The 18,441-nt window shown below is 69.1% G+C and carries 16 protein-coding genes and 2 pseudogenes; 5 read left to right on the forward strand and 13 right to left on the reverse strand.

The features are described 5' to 3' along the window. Positions 1-34: 34 nt before the first annotated feature. Both STRIP9103_RS07870 and STRIP9103_RS07875 read right to left on the reverse strand, forming a co-directional pair. Positions 35-886 carry an NmrA/HSCARG family protein gene (locus tag STRIP9103_RS07870; protein ID WP_048819898.1) on the reverse strand — a complete coding sequence of 284 codons (852 nt, stop codon included), beginning with the start codon at positions 884-886 and terminating at the stop codon, positions 35-37. A gap of 42 nt (positions 887-928) precedes the next feature. After that, entirely contained in the window at positions 929-1,765 is an 837-nt protein-coding gene (locus STRIP9103_RS07875) for an alpha/beta fold hydrolase (RefSeq protein ID WP_048819899.1), read from the reverse strand. 195 nt (positions 1,766-1,960) lie between these two features. Here STRIP9103_RS07875 and STRIP9103_RS07880 point away from each other — a divergent pair, with 195 nt between their 5' ends. Continuing rightward, a complete protein-coding gene (locus STRIP9103_RS07880) occupies positions 1,961-2,437 on the forward strand; it encodes a hypothetical protein (RefSeq protein ID WP_009302940.1) in 477 nt (158 codons plus the stop codon). On the opposite strand, the pseudogene STRIP9103_RS07885 reads toward STRIP9103_RS07880, so the two are convergent. Then, positions 2,434-3,036: pseudogene (locus STRIP9103_RS07885) on the reverse strand (transposase); the annotation flags it as partial. The gene STRIP9103_RS07880 and the pseudogene STRIP9103_RS07885 overlap by 4 nt on opposite strands. Before the next feature lie 88 nt (positions 3,037-3,124). On the opposite strand from STRIP9103_RS07885, the gene STRIP9103_RS07890 reads away from it, so the two are divergent. Beyond that, on the forward strand, positions 3,125-3,931 hold the full coding sequence (locus STRIP9103_RS07890) for an IS5 family transposase (protein ID WP_009302928.1): 807 nt from the start codon (positions 3,125-3,127) through the stop codon (positions 3,929-3,931). Positions 3,932-3,963: 32 nt separating this feature from the next. On the opposite strand, the gene STRIP9103_RS07895 is transcribed toward STRIP9103_RS07890, so the two are convergent. The 4 genes and pseudogenes from STRIP9103_RS07895 to STRIP9103_RS48285 all read right to left on the reverse strand — a co-directional run bounded on the left by STRIP9103_RS07895 (position 3,964) and on the right by STRIP9103_RS48285 (position 7,014). Further along, the gene (locus STRIP9103_RS07895; RefSeq protein ID WP_009302964.1) at positions 3,964-4,368 is read right to left on the reverse strand and encodes a RidA family protein; all 405 of its coding nucleotides are present in this window, start codon (positions 4,366-4,368) and stop codon (positions 3,964-3,966) included. A gap of 255 nt (positions 4,369-4,623) precedes the next feature. Then, positions 4,624-5,235: pseudogene (locus STRIP9103_RS07900) on the reverse strand (IS110 family transposase); the annotation flags it as partial. Between the two features lie 112 nt (positions 5,236-5,347). Beyond that, the gene (locus tag STRIP9103_RS46105; RefSeq protein ID WP_009300981.1) at positions 5,348-6,166 is read right to left on the reverse strand and encodes an IS5 family transposase; all 819 of its coding nucleotides are present in this window, start codon (positions 6,164-6,166) and stop codon (positions 5,348-5,350) included. Between the two features lie 51 nt (positions 6,167-6,217). Further along, a protein-coding gene (locus tag STRIP9103_RS48285; protein ID WP_234022146.1) for an IS5 family transposase occupies positions 6,218-7,014 on the reverse strand; the annotation gives its coding sequence in 2 pieces (ribosomal slippage) (positions 6,218-6,676 and positions 6,679-7,014; 795 coding nt in all). A gap of 86 nt (positions 7,015-7,100) precedes the next feature. Here STRIP9103_RS48285 and STRIP9103_RS46110 point away from each other — a divergent pair. After that, complete coding sequence (locus tag STRIP9103_RS46110; protein WP_009300981.1) at positions 7,101-7,919, forward strand: IS5 family transposase; 819 nt, start codon at positions 7,101-7,103, stop codon at positions 7,917-7,919. Between the two features lie 501 nt (positions 7,920-8,420). Here the strand turns inward: STRIP9103_RS46110 and STRIP9103_RS07925 are convergent. Continuing rightward, complete coding sequence (locus STRIP9103_RS07925; RefSeq protein ID WP_009302934.1) at positions 8,421-9,146, reverse strand: CBS domain-containing protein; 726 nt, start codon at positions 9,144-9,146, stop codon at positions 8,421-8,423. A 527-nt stretch (positions 9,147-9,673) separates the two neighbouring features. Between STRIP9103_RS07925 and STRIP9103_RS07930 the strand changes: the two genes are divergently transcribed. Then, positions 9,674-10,582, forward strand: coding sequence for a universal stress protein (locus STRIP9103_RS07930; RefSeq protein WP_009302955.1), 909 nt, complete (start codon positions 9,674-9,676; stop codon positions 10,580-10,582). A 76-nt stretch (positions 10,583-10,658) separates the two neighbouring features. On the opposite strand, the gene STRIP9103_RS07935 is transcribed toward STRIP9103_RS07930, so the two are convergent. The 5 genes from STRIP9103_RS07935 to STRIP9103_RS07955 all read right to left on the reverse strand — a co-directional run bounded on the left by STRIP9103_RS07935 (position 10,659) and on the right by STRIP9103_RS07955 (position 17,063). Then, positions 10,659-11,279: a hypothetical protein gene (locus STRIP9103_RS07935; protein WP_009302971.1), complete on the reverse strand. Its 621-nt coding sequence runs from the start codon at positions 11,277-11,279 to the stop codon at positions 10,659-10,661. A 333-nt stretch (positions 11,280-11,612) separates the two neighbouring features. Continuing rightward, complete coding sequence (locus tag STRIP9103_RS07940) at positions 11,613-13,181, reverse strand: oleate hydratase (RefSeq protein ID WP_048819902.1); 1,569 nt, start codon at positions 13,179-13,181, stop codon at positions 11,613-11,615. A gap of 228 nt (positions 13,182-13,409) precedes the next feature. Next, positions 13,410-13,832 carry a hypothetical protein gene (locus STRIP9103_RS07945; RefSeq protein WP_009302926.1) on the reverse strand — a complete coding sequence of 141 codons (423 nt, stop codon included), beginning with the start codon at positions 13,830-13,832 and terminating at the stop codon, positions 13,410-13,412. A gap of 40 nt (positions 13,833-13,872) precedes the next feature. Further along, entirely contained in the window at positions 13,873-15,087 is a 1,215-nt protein-coding gene (locus tag STRIP9103_RS07950; RefSeq protein WP_009302965.1) for a globin domain-containing protein, read from the reverse strand. A 350-nt stretch (positions 15,088-15,437) separates the two neighbouring features. Continuing rightward, positions 15,438-17,063, reverse strand: coding sequence for a SulP family inorganic anion transporter (locus STRIP9103_RS07955; protein ID WP_234022147.1), 1,626 nt, complete (start codon positions 17,061-17,063; stop codon positions 15,438-15,440). A gap of 462 nt (positions 17,064-17,525) precedes the next feature. On the opposite strand from STRIP9103_RS07955, the gene STRIP9103_RS07960 reads away from it, so the two are divergent. Beyond that, complete coding sequence (locus tag STRIP9103_RS07960; RefSeq protein WP_009302960.1) at positions 17,526-18,431, forward strand: universal stress protein; 906 nt, start codon at positions 17,526-17,528, stop codon at positions 18,429-18,431. The last annotated feature ends 10 nt before the right edge of the window (positions 18,432-18,441 follow it).

Below are 18,441 nucleotides of genomic sequence, written 5' to 3' on the forward strand. Positions count from 1 at the left end.
GACCCGCACTCGGTACCGGGCGTCGGACGGTGTGTCAGCGCACCCCGCCCCAGGCCTGGCCGGCCCAGTCCCCGAAGCGGGTCCAGGGAATCCCCGGATGGGCTTCGTGCAGGGCCGGGATGTCGACGCGGTAGCCGGATCCGTTGAGGAAGGCCCACATCGCGTGCATGTCGGGATCGCCGATCGCACCGAGGGGGACCTGCTCATGGCGGACGTCCCGCCCCAGGACCTTGCTCAAGGCCGCCGCCATATCCACCGGGGTGGGAGCGTCACCGGCCAGCTCGATGCGCTGTCCCAGGAAGGGACCCGGGGCGAGCATCACCTCCGCCGCGAACGCGCCGAGGTCGGCACGCGCCAGCTGCTGCAACGGCCGCTCGGAGGGCAGTGGCAGATCGAGAACGCCGTGGAGCACCCGCTTGTGTCCGCCGAGCGCGTTGTCGAAGAAGTAGGTCGGCCCCAGGATCGTGTACGGCACGTCACCGGAGACCAAGTCCGTTTCGATGCGCGCCTTGCTCTCGAAATGCGGTACGCCACTGTTTTGGTCGGCGCCCGCCACGGAGCTGAACACGAGGTGCGGCACCCGCTGCCGGGTCGCGGCGGAGATGATGGCCCGCCCTTGTGCGACCTCGGCCGCCGGGCCCGCCTCGAAGGGCGTGGTGTATGCGAAGACGCCCGCCACGCCGTGCATGGCGGCGGAGAGCGAGCGGACGTCGTTCAACGACCCCGCCACCACCTCCACTGCCTGCTCGGCGAGTTCGCGTGCGGCCCACCGGTGCGGGTCACGGACCAGCACGCGGACGGGCGCCCGCCGTCGGAGCAGGGCACCTGTCACGGCCCTGCCCTGGCCCCCTGTCGCTGCGAGGACCAGGATCGGTGCGTCGGCCATGACGAGAGAACTCCCTTCAACAATCCCCTTCGAGAACGTCCCTCACTTGCTCAGGAAGGCGACGAGCGCGGCGTTCACTTCCTCGGCGTGGGTCCACAGCAGCCCGTGCGGGGCGCCCTCGATCTCGACGTAGTCCGCGGACGGCAGCACCTTGTGGAAGAGCCGCGCGGTTCCCTCGACCGGCAGGATCCGGTCGCCCGTACCGTGCAGGATCAGGGTTGGTACGTCGATGGCGGGGATGTCGGCCCTGAAGTCGGTCGCCCACGTGAGTGGCGCGGCCGCAGCGGCGTAGAAGCCCCCGCCCGCGGCGACGTCCCAGCTGTGGCGCACCGCCTCTTCGCTGATGCGGGTGCCCAGGTTCTCGTCCAGGTTGTAGAAGTCCTTGTAGAAGGCCGTGTAATAGGCGTAGCGGTCAGCCTTCACCGCCGCGACCACACCGTCGAAGAACTCCTGCGGAGCGACGCCGTCCGGATTGTCGTCGGTCTGGAGGAGGCAGGGCTCGAGCGAGGCGAGGAACGCGGCCTTGGCCACCCGGCCGGAACCATAGGTGGAGAGGTAGCGGGCGACTTCGCCGGTACCCATCGAGAACCCGACCAGGACGGCGTCGCGGAGGTCGAGAGTCTCCATGACGGTGTTCAGGTCGGCGGCGAAGGTGTCGTAGTCGTAACCGCTCGTCGGCTGGGCCGACTGCCCGAAACCGCGACGGTCGTAGGTGATGACCCGGTAACCGGCGTCCAGCAGAGCGGCGCTCTGTCGCTCCCACGAGTGCCCGTCCAACGGAAAGCCGTGGATGAGCACGATGGCCTGCCCGGAACCGTGGTCCTCGTAGTAGAGATCGATGTCGGTGGAGTTCTCCTGGCCAACTGTGATGTACGGCATATGTGCTCCTCAGTAGTGAACGAGTGACGTTCACCAGCACGCTAGAACGCGGATCCCCCACCTATTTGTCCCTGAACGCACCACGTCTTGACCGTTGGTGCCCAAGGGACGCACTCGCGTCGCCTCGAAGCCGGGCGCGGAGCGCGTTCACCGCCGCCCGGTCCTCCACCGGGCGTTCACCGTGTGGGGGCCCCTATGTCTCTGGTCAAGGTGGACGGGGTGCTGGTTCGGCTCTGGGACGATGTGTCTGTGCATGCTGATGACGAGGTTGGCGAGGGTGTCTCTGCGGACCTCGCAGTGTTTCTCCGGAACGTTGACGACGACCGTCGGGTGAAGATCGTTCCGTCCGTCTGTGGCGGGTGTGACGGGCGCGTGTTCTTCGTGCTCGTTGACGATGTCGAGGGCGGAGCCGAGCGGGTGTGCGCTGGTTGCGGCGGCCGCGCGTTCATCGCGGATAGCGAGGAGTTCTGGGAGGACGCTGATCCTGGCGAGGCCGGCTGCCCTTGCGGGAGCGAGGAGTTCGAGGCGGCAGCAGCGTTCTCGCTGGCCGGCGACGGCTCGGTCCGTTGGGTGACGGTGGGCCTGCGGTGCATCAAGGACGGGTTCTGTGGGGTCTATGCCGACTGGAAGATCGACTACGGTCCAACGGATCACCTCCTGACCATGGTCTAGGTCTGCGGAGCGACGGCCCGGGCGGGCTTGGGTTCGTAGAAGGTGCCGTCTCGGAGCATCGCGAAGAGGACGTCGGCCCGGCGTCTGGCGAGGCAGAGGAGAGCCTGAGTGTGGTGCTTGCCCTGGGCGATCTTCTTGTCGTAGTAGGCCCGCCATGCCGGATCGCCCAGGGCCGTGAACTCGGAGAGGAAGAAGGCCCGTTTGAGCTGCTTGTTTCCTCTCTTGGAGGGCTGTTCGCCGCGGATCGAGGAGCCCGAGTTCCGGGTCGCGGGAGCGAGGCCGACGTAGGCGGCGAGGTGGCCGGCGGTCGGGAAAGCGCTGCCGTCGCCGACCTCGATCAGGATCCTGGCTCCGGTCCTGACGCCGATGCCGGGCATCGAGGTCAGGACCTTGGAAAGAGGGTGTTCCTCCAGGAGTTCCTCGATCCGCCCAGCCAGGAGCTTCCGCTGGTCGAGCACGGCCGTCAGGGACGCGGCAAGGCTCGGGACGATCAGCGCGGCCGCCTCCGTCCCCGGGACGGTGACGGTCTGCTCGTCCAACGCGGCGAAAATCTCATCGACGAGCCGCTCGGCCATCCGCGGCGCCTTCGGCCGTAACAACGTGACTGAGCCTCTTTCATCCTGTGCTGAAGGGTGAAATGGCCTGGTCAGCGGGGGTTGTGACGAGGCAGGGCCCCTCGTCGTTGGCGTGGTGATTCCACTCATCACACCGGCGACCGAAGGGGCCCTGTTGGTTCCGTATCCCGCCATGCTCGACGTCCCGCATGAGCTCGTCGAGCATGGCGCCTGGCTGCTGCACGAACACCGCCGGGCCCGCAACACGCGCTGGCGCAAGCTCGGCTGCTTCAAGCAGGCGCTGCTCACCCTCGTCCACCTACGCAAGAACGAGACGTTCTCGCAGCTCGGAGCCGGTTTCGGGATATCCCAGGCCACCGCCTGGCGCTACGTAAACGAGTCCTTGGAGGTCCTGGCCGGCTGGGCGCCCGGTCTCCATGAAGCTCTCACCGGCCTCGGTGAAGGCGACCACGTCATCGTTGACGGCACTCTGATCTCGATCGACCGGATCCGCGCGGACGAGCCGTACTACTCGATGAAACACCGTCGGCACGGCATGAACGTGCAGGTCATCGCCCGTCCCGACGGCACACCGCTGTGGTTCTCCCGCGCGACTCCAGGCAGGACCCATGACCTGACCGCGGCACGAGCCCACGGCATCATCCAGGCCTGCCTGACCCGGCAGGTCCTCGTGCTCGCAGACCGCGCCTACCAGGGTGCCGGCGCCACGGTCCGCATCCCGTACTACCACCACCGCGAACAGCCCGCCCACTACCAGCAGTTCAACCGAGATCATGCCCGCCTGCGAGCTCCGGGAGAACGCGCCTTCGCCCAGCTGAAATCCTGGCGGCTGCTCCGGCGAGCCAGATGCTCCACCCGCCGCATCAGCACCATCGTCCAGGCTGTCCACACGCTGCTGACCTGCAACTATCCAGGATGAGGAGGCCGAAGAAATCAGGCCGGCCTTCTCACCTATGGCTTCACGTCGAGACGCACGAGCGCGCCGATCTCCACAAGTTGGTCCGGCAGGGCCAAGTCGGAGACTCCCATGACCGTGCTGGTGGGCCGGTGCTCCCCGAAGTACTCGGCGTGAAGGCGTGCTGTCGTGTCGAAGTTCTCCCGCAGGCTCCTCACCAGAACCGTGGTCTCCACTATCTGGCTGCGCTCGGCTCCGAACTGCCTCAGCACCAAGTCCAGATTCTCCAGTGTGGTGCGGACCTGCAGTTCGAAGTCGTCGGCACCCACGAAGTTGCCGTGACGGTCATGAGACAGCTGCCCCGACACGTAAACCGTGTCACCGACCTGGGTGGCCTGGCTGTACCCGTACAACGACTCCCACGGCATGCCGAACCCGAATATCTTCACCTGAGAACTCATGACTCACTCCCTTGATACAGCGCGCGGGGCCGTAGTTGCAGGCAGGCCCCTTGCGTGTAGAAGTTACGGGTCCGTACAAGCGATGCTTGTCTGGTAGCGCCGCCCGAGTGTTCTCTGCGCGCACAAAATTGGCTGCAGTGGGCTCCTCCAGGCGCCGGTGTGATGAGTGGCACCACTACGCCGACGACGAGGGCCCTGCCTCCTCACCGCACCCGTCGGCCAGCCAGTTTCACCCTCCAGCAGAGGATGAAAGGGGCTCACTAGGCGCCGCCTGCCCGCTTTGCGGATCTGTGCCGGAGATCCGAAACGCTCCAGCAGCGTGAGGACGGCCGGGTGCTGCAACCGCGGCCCCAGCACCCGTTCCAGCGATGGATGGATCTGGGTCAGCAGGCCGTGCAGTCGGTTGGCGACTCTGGTGGCTTCGCCGGCCAGGTCGTCGTCGAACCCGACGATCATCTCCAGCTCGGCGATCGTTTCGTCCTCGCCGTCGATCGTCCGCAGCGTGTGAGGCATCGCGCGGGCCGCGTCGGCGATGATGAACGCATCCCTCGCGTCCGTCTTGGCCTCACCGGGGTAGAGGTCGGCGATCCGCCGCATCGTCAGACCCGGCAGATAGGCGACCAAACAGCCCATGTCTTTCGCAACCGCCAGCGGCAGGGCGCCGATCGAGGCTGGCTGGTCGACCACGACCAGCACGGTTCCGTGCTTGGCCTGGAGTGTCGCGAACAGCTCGCGGAGCTTGGGCTCGGTGTTGGGCAGGCGCTTGTTGAACGCCTTCTTCCCGGCCGGGGTGACGGCGGTGGCGTGGTGTTCGCCCTTGCCGACGTCCAGGCCGAGGAAGACGTCGATGTCGCCGGTGTCGATCACGTGCAGGCCCCTCCATCACGCTTTCGTCCGGCCTTGGCACGGCACCGAGCCGCCACATCCACGTTACGGAGAGCTCTTCCGGCTCGGGTGAAGCCGGTGCTAAGACCGTGTCCTACGTGGTGAGGCGGACGAGACGCTTGTAGCAGCACAAGGCCGCGGCGAGACCGAGAAAGGCCAGGTAGTTGCGGGGATTACGTTCGTAGCGGGGGCTGAGTCTGCGGTAGCCGGACAGCCACGACATCGTTCTTTCGATCACCCACCTGCGGCGGCCCAGCCGTTCGCTGGACTCGATGCCTTTGCGGGCGATCCGGACTCCGATGCGCTTGCCGTGTAACCATTTCCGCAGGTCCGGTCGATCGTAGGCTTTGTCCGCGTGGAGGCGCTGAGGCTTGAAGTACCGGCCGCGATGGGGGTCGTGTCTCGTTTGGTGACCCGCCACCATCGGCTTCAGACCTTCGCTGTCGTGGGTGTTGCCGGCCGAGACGCCGACGACCAGGGGCAGTCCGTTCGCGTCCGACAGGATGTGCATCTTGGAACCCGGCTTGCCCCGGTCCACGGGGCTCGGACCTGTGTGTTCGCCCCCTTTTTTAGCCCTGACGTGGGCGGTGTCGAGGACTACACGGGTCACCTCGACCAGGCCGGCGTCGTCGAGCCGGTGCAGCACAGCCTCGTGCAATCGGCCCCAGACGCCGGCTCTGGACCAGATCAGGAAGCGGCGGTGAGCGGTCGACTTCGATATGCCGAAGCAGGGCGGCAGAGCCCGCCAGGCACAACCGCTGACCAGCACGTAGATGATCGCCGCGAACAGCGTCTCATCAGGCGTGTCCTGTGTACCGCCGCCCTGTGGCCGCACCTTCGACGGCGGGATCAGCGGCTTCGCGATCTCCCACAGCCCATCCGGAACAATCCAACTCCACGTATCCCGCCCCATGCCCTGCCCAACGTCCGCCTCACCACGTAGGACACGGTCTAAGACGTCGTCTCATTTGGTGAGTCTGCGGTAGCAGATGAGGGTGCAGGCGATGGCAGTGAATGCCAGGAAGTGGTCGGCTTTGCGCTCGTAGCGGCGGTGGAGTCGGCGACAGCCGGCGAGCCAGGCCATGGTGCGTTCGATGGTCCAGCGGTGGCGGCCCAGCCGCTTGGAGGACTCGATGCCCTTGCGGGCGATGCGGTGGGTGATGCCGCGCTGGCGTAACCATCGGCGCAGGTGGTCGTAGTCGTAGCCCTTGTCCGCGTGCAGTTTGGCGGGGCGGCGCCGGCGGGGTCCGCGGCGGGAGCGGATCGGCGGGATGCCGCGGACGAGGGGTTCGAGGGCCTGGCTGTCGTGAAGGTTGGCGCCGGAGACGCCGATGGAGAGGGGCAGACCGGTCCGCTCGGTGATCAAGTGGATCTTTGAGCCTTTCTTGCCCCGGTCGACAGGATTCGGACCTGTCAGCTCCCCCCTTTCATCGCGCGCATGTTCACCGAATCGATCGCGCACCGGCTCCAGTCCAGGTCACCGCGCCTGCCCAGCTCATCCAGGACCAGACGGTGGAGCTTGGCCCAGACCCGGGCCTTGGTCCACTCGGTGAACCGCCGGTGGGCTGTCGGCCCTGAAGGTCCGAACGACGGAGGCAACTGCCGCCACGTGCAGCCCGACGTGGCCACGAAGACGATCGCAGCCAGGACCTCCCGGTCTCCGTACCGTCGTCGGCCGCCGCCCTGCGGGCGAGATGGAGCCGGCGGCACCACCCGCTCGAACAGTTCCCACAACTCGTCTGGCACGAGACGCTCAACGATCCCCACGACGCCAGACTATCGAACAATCCAAATGAGACGACATCTAAGACCGTGTCCTACGTGGTGAGGCGGACGTTGGGCAGGGCATGGGGCGGGATACGTGGAGTTGGATTGTTCCGGATGGGCTGTGGGAGATCGCGAAGCCGCTGATCCCGCCGTCGAAGGTGCGGCCACAGGGCGGCGGTACACAGGACACGCCTGATGAGACGCTGTTCGCGGCGATCATCTACGTGCTGGTCAGCGGTTGTGCCTGGCGGGCTCTGCCGCCCTGCTTCGGCATATCGAAGTCGACCGCTCACCGCCGCTTCCTGATCTGGTCCAGAGCCGGCGTCTGGGGCCGATTGCACGAGGCTGTGCTGCACCGGCTCGACGACGCCGGCCTGGTCGAGGTGACCCGTGTAGTCCTCGACACCGCCCACGTCAGGGCTAAAAAAGGGGGCGAACACACAGGTCCGAGCCCCGTGGACCGGGGCAAGCCGGGTTCCAAGATGCACATCCTGTCGGACGCGAACGGACTGCCCCTGGTCGTCGGCGTCTCGGCCGGCAACACCCACGACAGCGAAGGTCTGAAGCCGATGGTGGCGGGTCACCAAACGAGACACGACCCCCATCGCGGCCGGTACTTCAAGCCTCAGCGCCTCCACGCGGACAAAGCCTACGATCGACCGGACCTGCGGAAATGGTTACACGGCAAGCGCATCGGAGTCCGGATCGCCCGCAAAGGCATCGAGTCCAGCGAACGGCTGGGCCGCCGCAGGTGGGTGATCGAAAGAACGATGTCGTGGCTGTCCGGCTACCGCAGACTCAGCCCCCGCTACGAACGTAATCCCCGCAACTACCTGGCCTTTCTCGGTCTCGCCGCGGCCTTGTGCTGCTACAAGCGTCTCGTCCGCCTCACCACGTAGGACACGGTCTAAGAGCATGACTCGGAGCCAGATCCATGAGGACGGGACACCGGGGACGCTCCGGCGGCGAGGTGGGCAATTCCGCCGCGCCAGCCGAAGGCGCCTGGGCGAAGTCGGCCTGTTCGTCGGCCATCCAGCGTTCAGTGGCCGGGCGGGCCTACCATGCCGACATCGGTGTGGCCCGCCGAGCCGTCCGCTGGTCGCAGCCGTGTTCCTCAGGATTGGTGTCCGCGCCGGAGCCTCAGCTGTTGGCCAGTGTGCGGTCGAGGAGGGGGAGCAGACGGTCCCCGTGGTGCTGCAGTCCGGCGGGGCGGGACGGACTCGGTATGCGCGCTGCTCCTTGCAGGCTAGCCCGGCCCGGCCCGGCCCCGCCCGGCTGGGCGGGGTGGTGCGGAGCGGTCGGGGGTCGGGGAGTCGGCGGTCGTGTGGGCATCGCCGGGCACAGGGGGAGGGGACGGTCGTGGCCGTTCCGGCCGGCACGCCGCCGAAGCGGCGTCGGGGTCACCGCTGCGGAAGCCAGTAGTGGTCGATCCTGCGTGAGGGGTGCTTCTCGGGTGGGTGGGTGTCGTCGAAGTGGAAGGTGAGGCTGTTCATCACGCCCACGACGCCGTCCACCTTCCAGGTCAGCCGGAGCACCAGCGGGATGTCGCTGCGCTGTTCCAGGCGGCCTTCCAGCGTGGCCATGCCGTCGTGGACGGAGACGATGACCGTGTGGGGCGGCAGGGACATCGTGCGGGTCAGGACCTCGTCAATGATCTCCTGGCGGATCTCGTCGTCGGTCCGCAGGAAGACCCGCAGCAGGTCACGGCGGGTGGCGATGCCGATGAGGCGGTCCTCCTCGTCGACCACGGGCAGCCGTTCGACATGATGACGCTCCATCACCTGGGCCGCGTCCGCGACACCTTGTTCCGGGTGCACTGTGATCGCGGGCGTCGACATCAGCTGCCCGGCGGTGGTGGCACGGGCCTTGGCGGTCGTGCGCCGCGTCCTGCGGCGCAGTGCCGGGAGCCGGAAGCCGCGTCCCCGGTCCCGTTCGGCTTGCGCCGCCTGCCGGCGGATCAGGTCGGTCTCGGAGATCACGCCCACGACCTTGTCGTCGGCGTCCACGACCGGCAGGCCGCTGATCCGATGCCGGTCCAGCAGGCGCACCACCTCCTTGAAGGGCGTCTCCTGGCGGGCGCCGACGACCTCCCTGGTCATGACCTCGCCGACCGTGCAGGTCTTCATGGCTGTCCCTCCCTCCTTCACGGCGTCATGCGGAGCGTGACGTAGTCTGCGGCGCGTACGGCGCGTACGGGCCTGACGGACACCGCGGGCTGTCGTGGCCCCGCAATGTGCATCGGGGGCCGGGACTCTCGGGTTCGAGCGGCCGGTCCGGCCGTTGCTGTCCCTGTGGACTGTCCCGGGTGCCGGCCCTGCGATGCCACTTCAGCCTCCCGTGCAACGACTTGAGGGGGCAGGGCCGGTCGTCCCGGATCGCCCGGGCCGAACCGTCCCCTTCTCGGCCGGCCACGGAAGGACCGACGGGTTACGCCGTTTCGAGGGGATCGAAGAGCAGGAGGCCGACCGATCGTGGCGCGCGTGGCGGTGACGGAGGCAGCCATGTTCGGCATTGTGGGAGAACGTCCCCGGGATCACGGCGAGAAGCACGGGGGCCGTGTAGCCCGAGGAAAGGGACCTCCGGTCCCTGCGCGCGGCTCGGCGTTCGTAGCAGGCTGCAAAGTGGACACGCGGACACCGAGGAGGCACAGGTCATGGATCGACACGTTGCCGTAGGGATCGACGGTTCTCCCGAGAGCCTTGCCGCCGCGCACTGGGCGGCCCGGGAGGCCCTGCGCCGCGGCGCGGAGCTGCAGCTGGTGCACGCCTGGCAGGTGCACGCGCGCCCTCCGGCCTATGTGCCCATGGGCATGACCGAGCGCGGCTGGGCCAAGCAGATCCTCGCAGAGGCGTCGAACAGTGTCCGTGCCGCGCACCCCGCGCTGAGCATCGTCGACCGGCAGGTGCAGGAGTCACCGGTGGCCGCCCTGCTCGAAGCGGCCCAACGCGCCGACCTCCTGGTGCTCGGCTCCCGCGGTCTCAGCGGCCTCACGGGCTTCCTGCTCGGCTCGGTCTCCCAACGGGTCCTCGCCAGATCCCCGCGCCCCGTCGTCCTGGCCCGGGCAGGTGAGAGCTCCGCCGCCGAACACCTACCGGCCCCCGACGGTGTCTCCCCGGAGGAGATCCCCGAGCTCCCGTACCGCGACATCGTCCTCGGCCTCGACACCGGCCAACCCTGCGACGACCTCATCGAGTTCGCCTTCGCGGCGGCCCGGCGCCGCAGCGCCGCGCTGCGCGTGGTCCACACCTTCACCGTCCCGCCGGGATACGCCACCGCCGACCGGGTCGTCTCGCCGCCCGGCCCGGAGCTGCTCGCCGAGCACGAGCACGCCGTGGTCGCGGCTCTGCGCCCGTGGTGCGAGAAGTTCCCCGAGGTCGCTGTCACCGAGACGGTCGCCGAGGGCCGGGCGGCCACCGCACTGGTCCGTGCCGCTGCCGGGGCGGCCCTGGTGGTGGTGGGGCGCCGGATACGGGACAGCCGTCTCGGTACCCACACCGGTCCGGTCACTCACGCGGTGCTGCACCACGTCGGCTGCCCCGTCGCCGTTGTGCCCCACGTCTGAACCCACCGTCCTCGCCTGGACGTCATCGGGTTTCTCCCGCTTCTCAACGTGGCGTAGTCGGCGCCGATCTGGACGGCTACGAGCCGTTGCCTTCCCTCTGGGCGCGCCGCCGGAGTCGGTCCTCCTCCTCGGCTTCCGCGATGGCCTCCCACTCGTCCTGCTTGGCCGCCAACGACTCCCGGGCCTGCGTGAACGCGCGGTTCGGTTCCGGCAACGCCTCCTCCCGCTGCCACGCCCCCACACAGTCCACAGCGTGGGAAATCACCCCGCGCAACACCCACACGCGAGACCGGCCGTGGAAGGCGTACACCAGCCCACTGTCCCACACCTCCAGCAGGGTCATGGCCTCGTTGAGGCGGTGGCGGACCTGCCTGTCCCGGATGACGCCGATCGCCAGCCGGGCGGGTGCGATGTGATCCTGCAGCTTCTCGTCCCACGCCTGCCGTGCCGCCGTGAGCATGGCGGCGTCTTCGGCGCTCATCCCCGGCTCCCGGTCGTCGGGGACGCTCCGGACATGCTTGTGAAGGTCTCCGAAGGCTGTCGCCAGCGTGGTCACGGCCTGGTCCTGCTTGGCTTCAAGTCGAGCCTGGCGGGCATCGGCCAGCGCCTTGGCCTGCGCGCTATGCGTGGCCAGATACGACAACCCGGCACCCACCAGGGCGCCGACGAGTCCGGATACGGGTGAGAGCCAGTCCATGAGCGACAGTCTCCGCGACGGAGGACCACGAGCGATACCGTCAGCCGCTGGCAGAGACGGCCACGGCCCGCTGGCGCACCAGGGTCAACTTCGCGGCTGTCTTGCGCGGTTTGGCTGTCGAGCGGCCTTGACCGGCCTCTTGGTCCGAGCCGGGCACCTCGCGAGGCCCACGCAGTCGGCGCTGGCCCGGGGCATGCTCTGGGTCGTTCACCGCAGCCGCGACCAGGGACTCGGAGCCCGCGCTGCTCTTCGCAGCTGGGCGCCCCGGGCGGAAACGCGGCCCGGCACTTCGTGCGTTGAGGGGCCGGAGCACGCCGGACTCCGGCCGGGCGGTCACCGCCGGTGCATGGTCTCCAGCGCCTCCACCAGGACATGCGGGTCGTGGTGTCCCTTGTAGACCTCGGGCGGGCGCCGGTCGAGGCCGAGGAGTTCGGCGACGGCGGTCCAGGCGGTGCGCACCGAGTACTCGACGGTGAAGACGACGTCGTCGGGTACTTCGGCGAACTGGCCGATGAAGGCGAGGTTCACCGATCCCTCGGGCACTACGTGTGGTCGGTCGTCACGTCGGCGGGTCAGGAACTGGCTGGTGATGTACGGCATCAGGCAAGGCACGACGGTGGAGGTCGCAAGGACGCGATCGGTGAGCTCCTGGTCGAAGTGAAGGTGGTGCAGGACCTCTTGGAGGATCTCCCGACCGGTGCATGCGGTCATCGGCTTGCCGGTGCGATTGCCTGGCCGGTCGGGGTACAGGCCGTAGCCCCACCAGACCGTCACGCCGTCGGGCTGGTCGCGGTAGACGGGCTGGTGGTTGGCGACGACGGTGAGCAGCCAGTTGGAGGCGGTGAAGGTCATCAGGCCGCCCTTGCCCGCCTCACGGCCGCTGAACTTCTCCAGGGCGTCGAGGAAGGAGGGGTCGGTAGCGGTGACGGTGAACGACTCCCATTGGGAGGCGGGGATGTTCTTGTCGAAGGCGTCCGGGTTGCCGAAGTCGTCGCGCCCCCTTGCCAGCCGGTGCCACAGCAGCCAGGCGTCCGATCGCCGCGGGTGCGGTGGGGGAGCGGTGGTGTGCGAGCCGAGGCTGGAGGAGTCCGTCATGGAGCCGTTGGTGATCAGGACGAGGTCCTGGGGTGCCACGTGGATGCGCTCGTGGCGGCCCCTGCGGTCCAGCCGGATGCCTTCGACCCGGGTTCCGGAGCCCGGTGCGAGGTCCAGGTCGGTTACCGAGCAGCCGGTGTGGACGGTGACGCCCCGCTCGGCCAGCCACGCCTGCAACGGGCGGACGATCGAGTCGTACTGGTTGTAGCGGGTCCGCTGGATGCCCGTCATCGAGGCGAACGACGGGAAGAGGTGGATGAACCGCTTGAGGTAGCGGCGGAACTCCATCGCGCTGTGCCAGGGCTGGAAGGCGAACGTGGTGCACCACATGTACCAGAAGTTCGTGGTGAAGAAGTGTTCGCCGAAGCAGTCGGTGATCTTCCTGCCGTCCAGCATCCCCTCCGGAGTCGCCAGGCACTTCACCAGCTCCAGCCGGTCGCGCTCGGAGAACCCCATGGACCGTACGTCGGTGATCTTCCCGTCCGCGTCGACGAGGCGTGCGGCGTCGTCCCAGCCGAACTCCTCGTACGCGGCGAGGATGTCCTCGGTCACCGACACCGACGGATCTTCGAGGGTGGGGATGGTGGACAGCAGGTCGTAGGTGCAGCGGAATTCGGCTTCGAACATCCGCCCGCCGCGCATGGTGTAGCCGGCCTCGGGCGTTCCGCCGGCGTCCAGGCTGCCGCCTGTGCGTTCCTGCTGTTCGAAGAGGTGGATGTGGCCGCCGTCGAATTGGCCGTCGCGGATCAGGAACGTGGCGGCGGCGAGCGCCGCGATCCCGCTGCCCACCAGATAAGCCTTCGCCATCACACAACTCCTCGTTCTGGCCCGTTGACCGGGAACCGCACACCATCAGCGTTTCCGGTGACGATGAGCGCCGTCAGTGGGCCGTTGGTCACCCGAGTGGGCCGAATGGCCTGCCAGGTGCGCTCCCACGTGCGGGAGCGCTTCACGCTCACCGACGCCGCGCCAGCGGGGAATTGCAGAGGCCCGGTCGGTGGACCGTCACCGACCGGGCCTGTACTGACCGCGGACTCACGCCGGGTGAGAGTCCGCCGTTGGGCCGCTGCCTTCGGCAGGACGCAGGATTCCGGGGCCGCCGCGCCACGGTGGGGCCGCCGTCCGGTGGTCGTTGTGTCCGGTGCGGGCCGCCTTGTCGATCTGGTGGCGCAGCCGGTCCTGGAGTTGGTCGACGACTTCCCGGCCGGTGGCCTCTTCGGCGAGTACGACAACCTCTCGCCGTCCGACGTGCAGGGCGGCCGTCGCCGTCCAAGGACGGTCTGCGTGGTGAGCGGCCACTCGCGTGATCCGCACCTCGCCGGTGGTGCCGGGCAGTCCCGGCCGGCCCACGACGGCGTCGATCTTTGTGCGGGCGTACGAGAGGGTCTCCTCGTCCACCTCGCCTTCCGAGCGCAGCAGCACGGTGGGGGCGGCGGCCTGGGTGTCATTGCTGGTCATGCCGGTTTCCTCTCCTGGAGTGCGGTGGGACGTCCGGCGTTCAGGCAGCCGGGCCGGGCAGCCACAGGTCGGGGCCGAAGACCTCGTAGCGGATGCGCTGCGGGGGAACTCCGGCGCGCAGCAGCTGTGCGCGGATGTCGCGCATGAACGGCAGCGGGCCGCAAAGGAACACGGTGGCGTTCTCGGGCAGTTCGATGCCGTGGAGGTTCATCAGGCCCTCGCGGGCGTCGGGTTCCTCCGGGCCGGGGTGCTCGTACCAGAAGATGGCGCGGGCGCCAGGCAGTTCCTTGACCAGCCCGGTTGTCTCGGTGCGCAGGGCGTGGTCGGCGGGGGAGCGGTCGGCGTGCAGGATGAGCACCGGGCGGGTGGAACCGTGGGTGGTGAGGTGGGCCAGGATGCTGGTCATGGGGGTGCCGCCGATGCCCGCGGAGACGAGGACGACCGGAGTGGTGGCGTCGGCCGGGTCGTCGAGGAAGACGTCGCCGAAGGGTGCGGACAGCGTCAGTTCGTCGCGCTCGCGGATCTGGTCGTGCAGCGTGTTGGAGACCTCGCCGTCCGGCGTGTCGGCCGTGCCGGCGACTCGCTTGACGGTGATGCGCCGCAACTCCCCGCCCGGGTCGGAGGAGAGGCTGTACTGGCGCAGTTGGTGGACGCCGTCGGCCATCGGGACCCGCACGCTGACGTACTGGCCTGCCCGCGCACGGGGTGCCGGCTGGCCGTCGGCCGGTTGGAGCAGGAAGGACACGACGTCCGGGGTTTCGGTGCGGCGCTCGACGACTGTCCATTGCCGCCAGATCTGGCCGGGCTCCACGCCCGCGTCCTGGTACAGGCGGGCCTCCCGGCCGATCAGGGCGCCGGCCATCAGCCAGTACACCTCGTCCCAGGCGGCCGCCACCTCGGGGGTGACCGCGTCGCCGAGGACCTCGGCTATCGCGCCGAACAGGTACTTGTGCACGATCGTGTACTGGTCGTCGGTGACTCCGACGGCGGCGTGCTTGTGCGCGATCCGGTCCAGCAGGACGTCCGGGCGGGTGTCCGGGGCGTCGAGCAGCGCGGTCGCGAACCCGGCGATCGAGCCGGCCAGTGCGCGGCGCTGGGCGCCGCTGGCCTGGTTGCCGCGGTTGAACATCCCGTCGAGCAGTTCCGGCCGGTCGTGGAACATCGCGCCGTAGAAGCGGGTGGTGATCTCGTCGAGCGCGCCGGCCACGGCGGGCAGGGTGGCACGGATGACGGCGGCGGATTCTGCGGACAGCATGATGCCTCCCGGTCAGGGCTGATGAGGGGGGAAGGGGACCGCATCCGACGAGGGCGGCTGACTCCTGTGTAGCAGGCACCGAGCCGCGTTCCGGCGTCGTTTCACGGCGCAGGGCGAAGAGGGGCCGAACGGCCCCACCGACTCGGGCGCATGGGCCCGATGGGACGTCCCGAAGGCAGGGTCGGACGGCGCCGCAGCGGTGTACCGACGGCCCTGCCCCGCTGTCGGCTGAGGCGAACGAGTGGCGACAGCGGATGCGTGGGCGTCGGCCTGGCACTCAAGTGAAAGCCCCTGATCTCGACGAGCACGGTGCCACGGAGTCCGGGGCCTGAGAGACGGCCTACTGCGGCCTACTCATCGCGGCACCACGTCCGGTACGCGGCCACTGCTGTCGGAAGGGTGGGAAAGATCCGCTCGCTCCCGACGGCGTCTGCCAGGCCGTATGCCGTCAGGTCGTCCAGCAGGTCCTGCTTGACGCGGGCGAGGGCGAAGACGACGCCGCGGTGGGCGAGTTCGCGGCGAAGTTCGTCGACCGCGTCCAGGGCGGTGATGTCGACCTCCACATTTGCCTCGGCGTTGAGGACGAACCAGCGGACCGGTTCGCTCTGCTCGTCCACGGCGGCCAGGGCCCGGCGGTGGAAGTTCTCGGCGTTGGCGAAGATGAGCGGGGAGTCGTAGCGGTAGACGAGCAGGCCGGGGATGGTGCGGGCCTGGGGGTAGTCGTCGATGTCGTGCATGCCGGCCACGCCGGGGACCAGGCCCTGGACTGCGTCGTGCGGGCGGGCCACCCGCGTGAGCAGTTCGGCGACCGACAGGCCGACGGCGACCAGCACGCCGTAGAGGATGTCCAGGGCCAGGACTCCGGCCATGCAGCCGAGCGCCAGCAGGAGCTCCCGGCGGCGGAAGGACGCCAGCCGCCGGAAGCCCGCCAGGTCGATCATGCGGACGGCCGCGTAGACGACGAGCGCGCCCAAGACCGCCGTGGGCGTGCGGGAGAGCAGCGGGCTCAGGAAGAGCAGGACCGCGAGGACGGCCACACCGGCCACCAGTGCATACGCCTGGCTGCGCCCGCCCGCTGAGGAGGCCAGAGCGGTACGGCTGGCGCTGCTGCTGACCGGGAATCCGTGCAGCATGCCCGCGCCGACGTTGGCCGCGCCCAGGGCGAGGAACTCCTGGTTGGCGTCGAGCCCGGGCCCCTCGTCGTCGCGCCTGGCGAAGGCCCGCGAGGTGAGGATGAAGTCGGTGTAGCCGACGAGGAGCACGCCCAGGGCGGGGAGCACCAGGTGCGGCAGCTCGGCCAGATCCGGCAGTGACACGGCGGGCAGGCCCGACGGGACGTCGCCGATCACCTTGATGCCGTGTTGGCCGTCCAGGTCGAACAGGGACACGGCCACCGTCCCGAAGACCACGACGAGCAGAGGACCGGGGACGGTGCGGAAGAAGTGGGCCGGCGTAAAGAGGACGCCGAGCGCCACGACGGCGAACAGCACCGTGGCCATGTGGACTCGCGACAGGTGCTGTACGAAGGACCACAGTTGGGGGAAGAAGGCCGAGTCCGTCGTTCGGGCACCGGTCAGTTTGGGAAGCTGGTCCACGATCATGATCAGCGCCACGCCCGCCAGATACCCGATCAGCACCGGGCGGGACAGCAGATCCGCGACGAAGCCGAGCCGCGTCGCCCATGCCAGCACGCACAGCAAGCCGACCGCGAGCGCGAGGGCGGCCGCCAACGTCGCGTAATGGGCCGGATCTCCGGCGGCGAGCGGGCCGACCACCGTCGCCGTCATCAGCGCGGTCGTCGACTCCGGGCCCACGGAGAGCAGGCGGGAGGAGCCGAGCAGGGCGTACAGGGCGAGCGCGGGCAGGATGGCCCACAGCCCGGCGACCGGCGGCAGGCCGGCAACGCCCGCGTACGCCATCACCTGGGGCACGAGATACGCGGCCACCGTCACTCCGGCCAGGACATCGCCTCTCAGTCACGAGCGCCGGTAGCCGAGGAGCATGCCGAGCCCGGGCACCAGACGGTGCCACCTCGGAGCACGGCCGACCGAGCTCTGGGACATGATCCTCCTTGCGCCGAAAGATCTCAGGATCCTCCGGGCTCCTGGCCGGCCGCCAGGTGCCGAACGGCCCGCGAGGCATCCTCTGCCGATACAGCGCTGCTGGTCGACATGCCGGGCAGCGGTAGCCGACACCTTCCTGGGAACAGACGGCACACGGGTGCTCTGACCGAGGCTGGGCGCGCCTGGTCGCCGCTCGCTTTGCTCTGCTCCCACACACCGCTCTGTCGTCGGCCTGCGTCGCCGGACGCGGCGTCAGTGGGGGACCCGTCGGCCCATGGGGCCCATCGGCCCCCGAAAGGGGACCTGCGGTCACTGCACCGTGCCGCTCCCCCGCCACCACCCTGGGATCGGAACCCCGATCAGGAGGTGGACATCATGTCCCGCACCGTCACCGTGGGCCTCGACGGCTCGCTCGAGAGTCGTGCCGCTGCCGAGTGGGCGGCCCGCGAGGCGAAGCTGCGCGGCCTGCCGTTGAAGCTCGTGCACGTCTGGGAGCCCGTCCCGGAGCCCATCGCGCAAGCCCCGCTCCTGGGCGCCGAGACGCAGCAGCACTGGAGCGAGCGGATTCCGCGCGAGGCGGCCGAGGGACTCCGCCTGCGCCACCCGGGCGTGGACGTGACCATGGAGCAGATCCCCGGCAGGCCGACGGACGCTTTGGCCGAGGCGGCGAAGGACGCCGAGCTGCTGGTCCTCGGCTCCCGCGGGCTGAGCGGGCTCGGAGGATTCCTCGTCGGGTCCGTGGGCGCGGCCGTGATCGCTCGCACCGAGACCCCCGTCGTCCTCGTGCGATCCGGCGAACAGGCCGCCGACGAGCACGAGAAGGACCCCACGGGCATCCCGTCCGCCGCCACCGCGTACCGGCCCGTGGTACTCGGCCTCGACACCGACCGCCCCGATGACACGGTGATCGCTTTCGCGTTCGAAGAGGCCGCCCGACGGCAGACGTCCCTGCGGGCCGTACACAGCTGGATCCTGCCGCCCTACTACGTCTCCAGCCTGCCCGCCGCCCCCGAGGTAGGCGTGGAGCTGGGCCGGCAGGACGCCGCCGCCCTGGCCAAGGTCCTGAGCCCCTGGCGGCAGAAGTACCCGGACGTCGAGGTCGTCGAGGAGTCCCGCCTCGGCAGTCCCGCCAACCACGTCATCGACGCCTCCCGCGAGGCATCGCTGGTCGTCGTCGGCCGCCGGATCCGCCGCAGCCCGATCGGTGCCCACATCGGACCCGTCACGCACGCGGTACTGCACCACGCCACCGCCCCTGTCGCCGTCGTCGCGCACGACTGAACGCACCACC

The sequence above is a fragment of the Streptomyces ipomoeae 91-03 genome (assembly GCF_000317595.1).
In the GTDB taxonomy this organism is placed as follows: domain Bacteria; phylum Actinomycetota; class Actinomycetes; order Streptomycetales; family Streptomycetaceae; genus Streptomyces; species Streptomyces ipomoeae.

Coding starts and splice junctions, on each gene's coding strand:
- STRIP9103_RS46110 (WP_009300981.1), top strand. CDS start 7,101: ATGGGGCGGGATACGTGGAGTTGGATTGTTCCGGATGGGCTGTGGGAG.
- STRIP9103_RS07960 (WP_009302960.1), top strand. CDS start 17,526: ATGTCCCGCACCGTCACCGTGGGCCTCGACGGCTCGCTCGAGAGTCGT.
- STRIP9103_RS07940 (WP_048819902.1), bottom strand. CDS start 13,181: ATGGCGAAGGCTTATCTGGTGGGCAGCGGGATCGCGGCGCTCGCCGCC.
- STRIP9103_RS46105 (WP_009300981.1), bottom strand. CDS start 6,166: ATGGGGCGGGATACGTGGAGTTGGATTGTTCCGGATGGGCTGTGGGAG.
- STRIP9103_RS07925 (WP_009302934.1), bottom strand. CDS start 9,146: ATGAAGACCTGCACGGTCGGCGAGGTCATGACCAGGGAGGTCGTCGGC.
- STRIP9103_RS07875 (WP_048819899.1), bottom strand. CDS start 1,765: ATGCCGTACATCACAGTTGGCCAGGAGAACTCCACCGACATCGATCTC.
- STRIP9103_RS07935 (WP_009302971.1), bottom strand. CDS start 11,279: ATGGACTGGCTCTCACCCGTATCCGGACTCGTCGGCGCCCTGGTGGGT.
- STRIP9103_RS07950 (WP_009302965.1), bottom strand. CDS start 15,087: ATGCTGTCCGCAGAATCCGCCGCCGTCATCCGTGCCACCCTGCCCGCC.
- STRIP9103_RS07880 (WP_009302940.1), top strand. CDS start 1,961: ATGTCTCTGGTCAAGGTGGACGGGGTGCTGGTTCGGCTCTGGGACGAT.
- STRIP9103_RS07895 (WP_009302964.1), bottom strand. CDS start 4,368: ATGAGTTCTCAGGTGAAGATATTCGGGTTCGGCATGCCGTGGGAGTCG.
- STRIP9103_RS07930 (WP_009302955.1), top strand. CDS start 9,674: ATGGATCGACACGTTGCCGTAGGGATCGACGGTTCTCCCGAGAGCCTT.
- STRIP9103_RS07945 (WP_009302926.1), bottom strand. CDS start 13,832: ATGACCAGCAATGACACCCAGGCCGCCGCCCCCACCGTGCTGCTGCGC.
- STRIP9103_RS07870 (WP_048819898.1), bottom strand. CDS start 886: ATGGCCGACGCACCGATCCTGGTCCTCGCAGCGACAGGGGGCCAGGGC.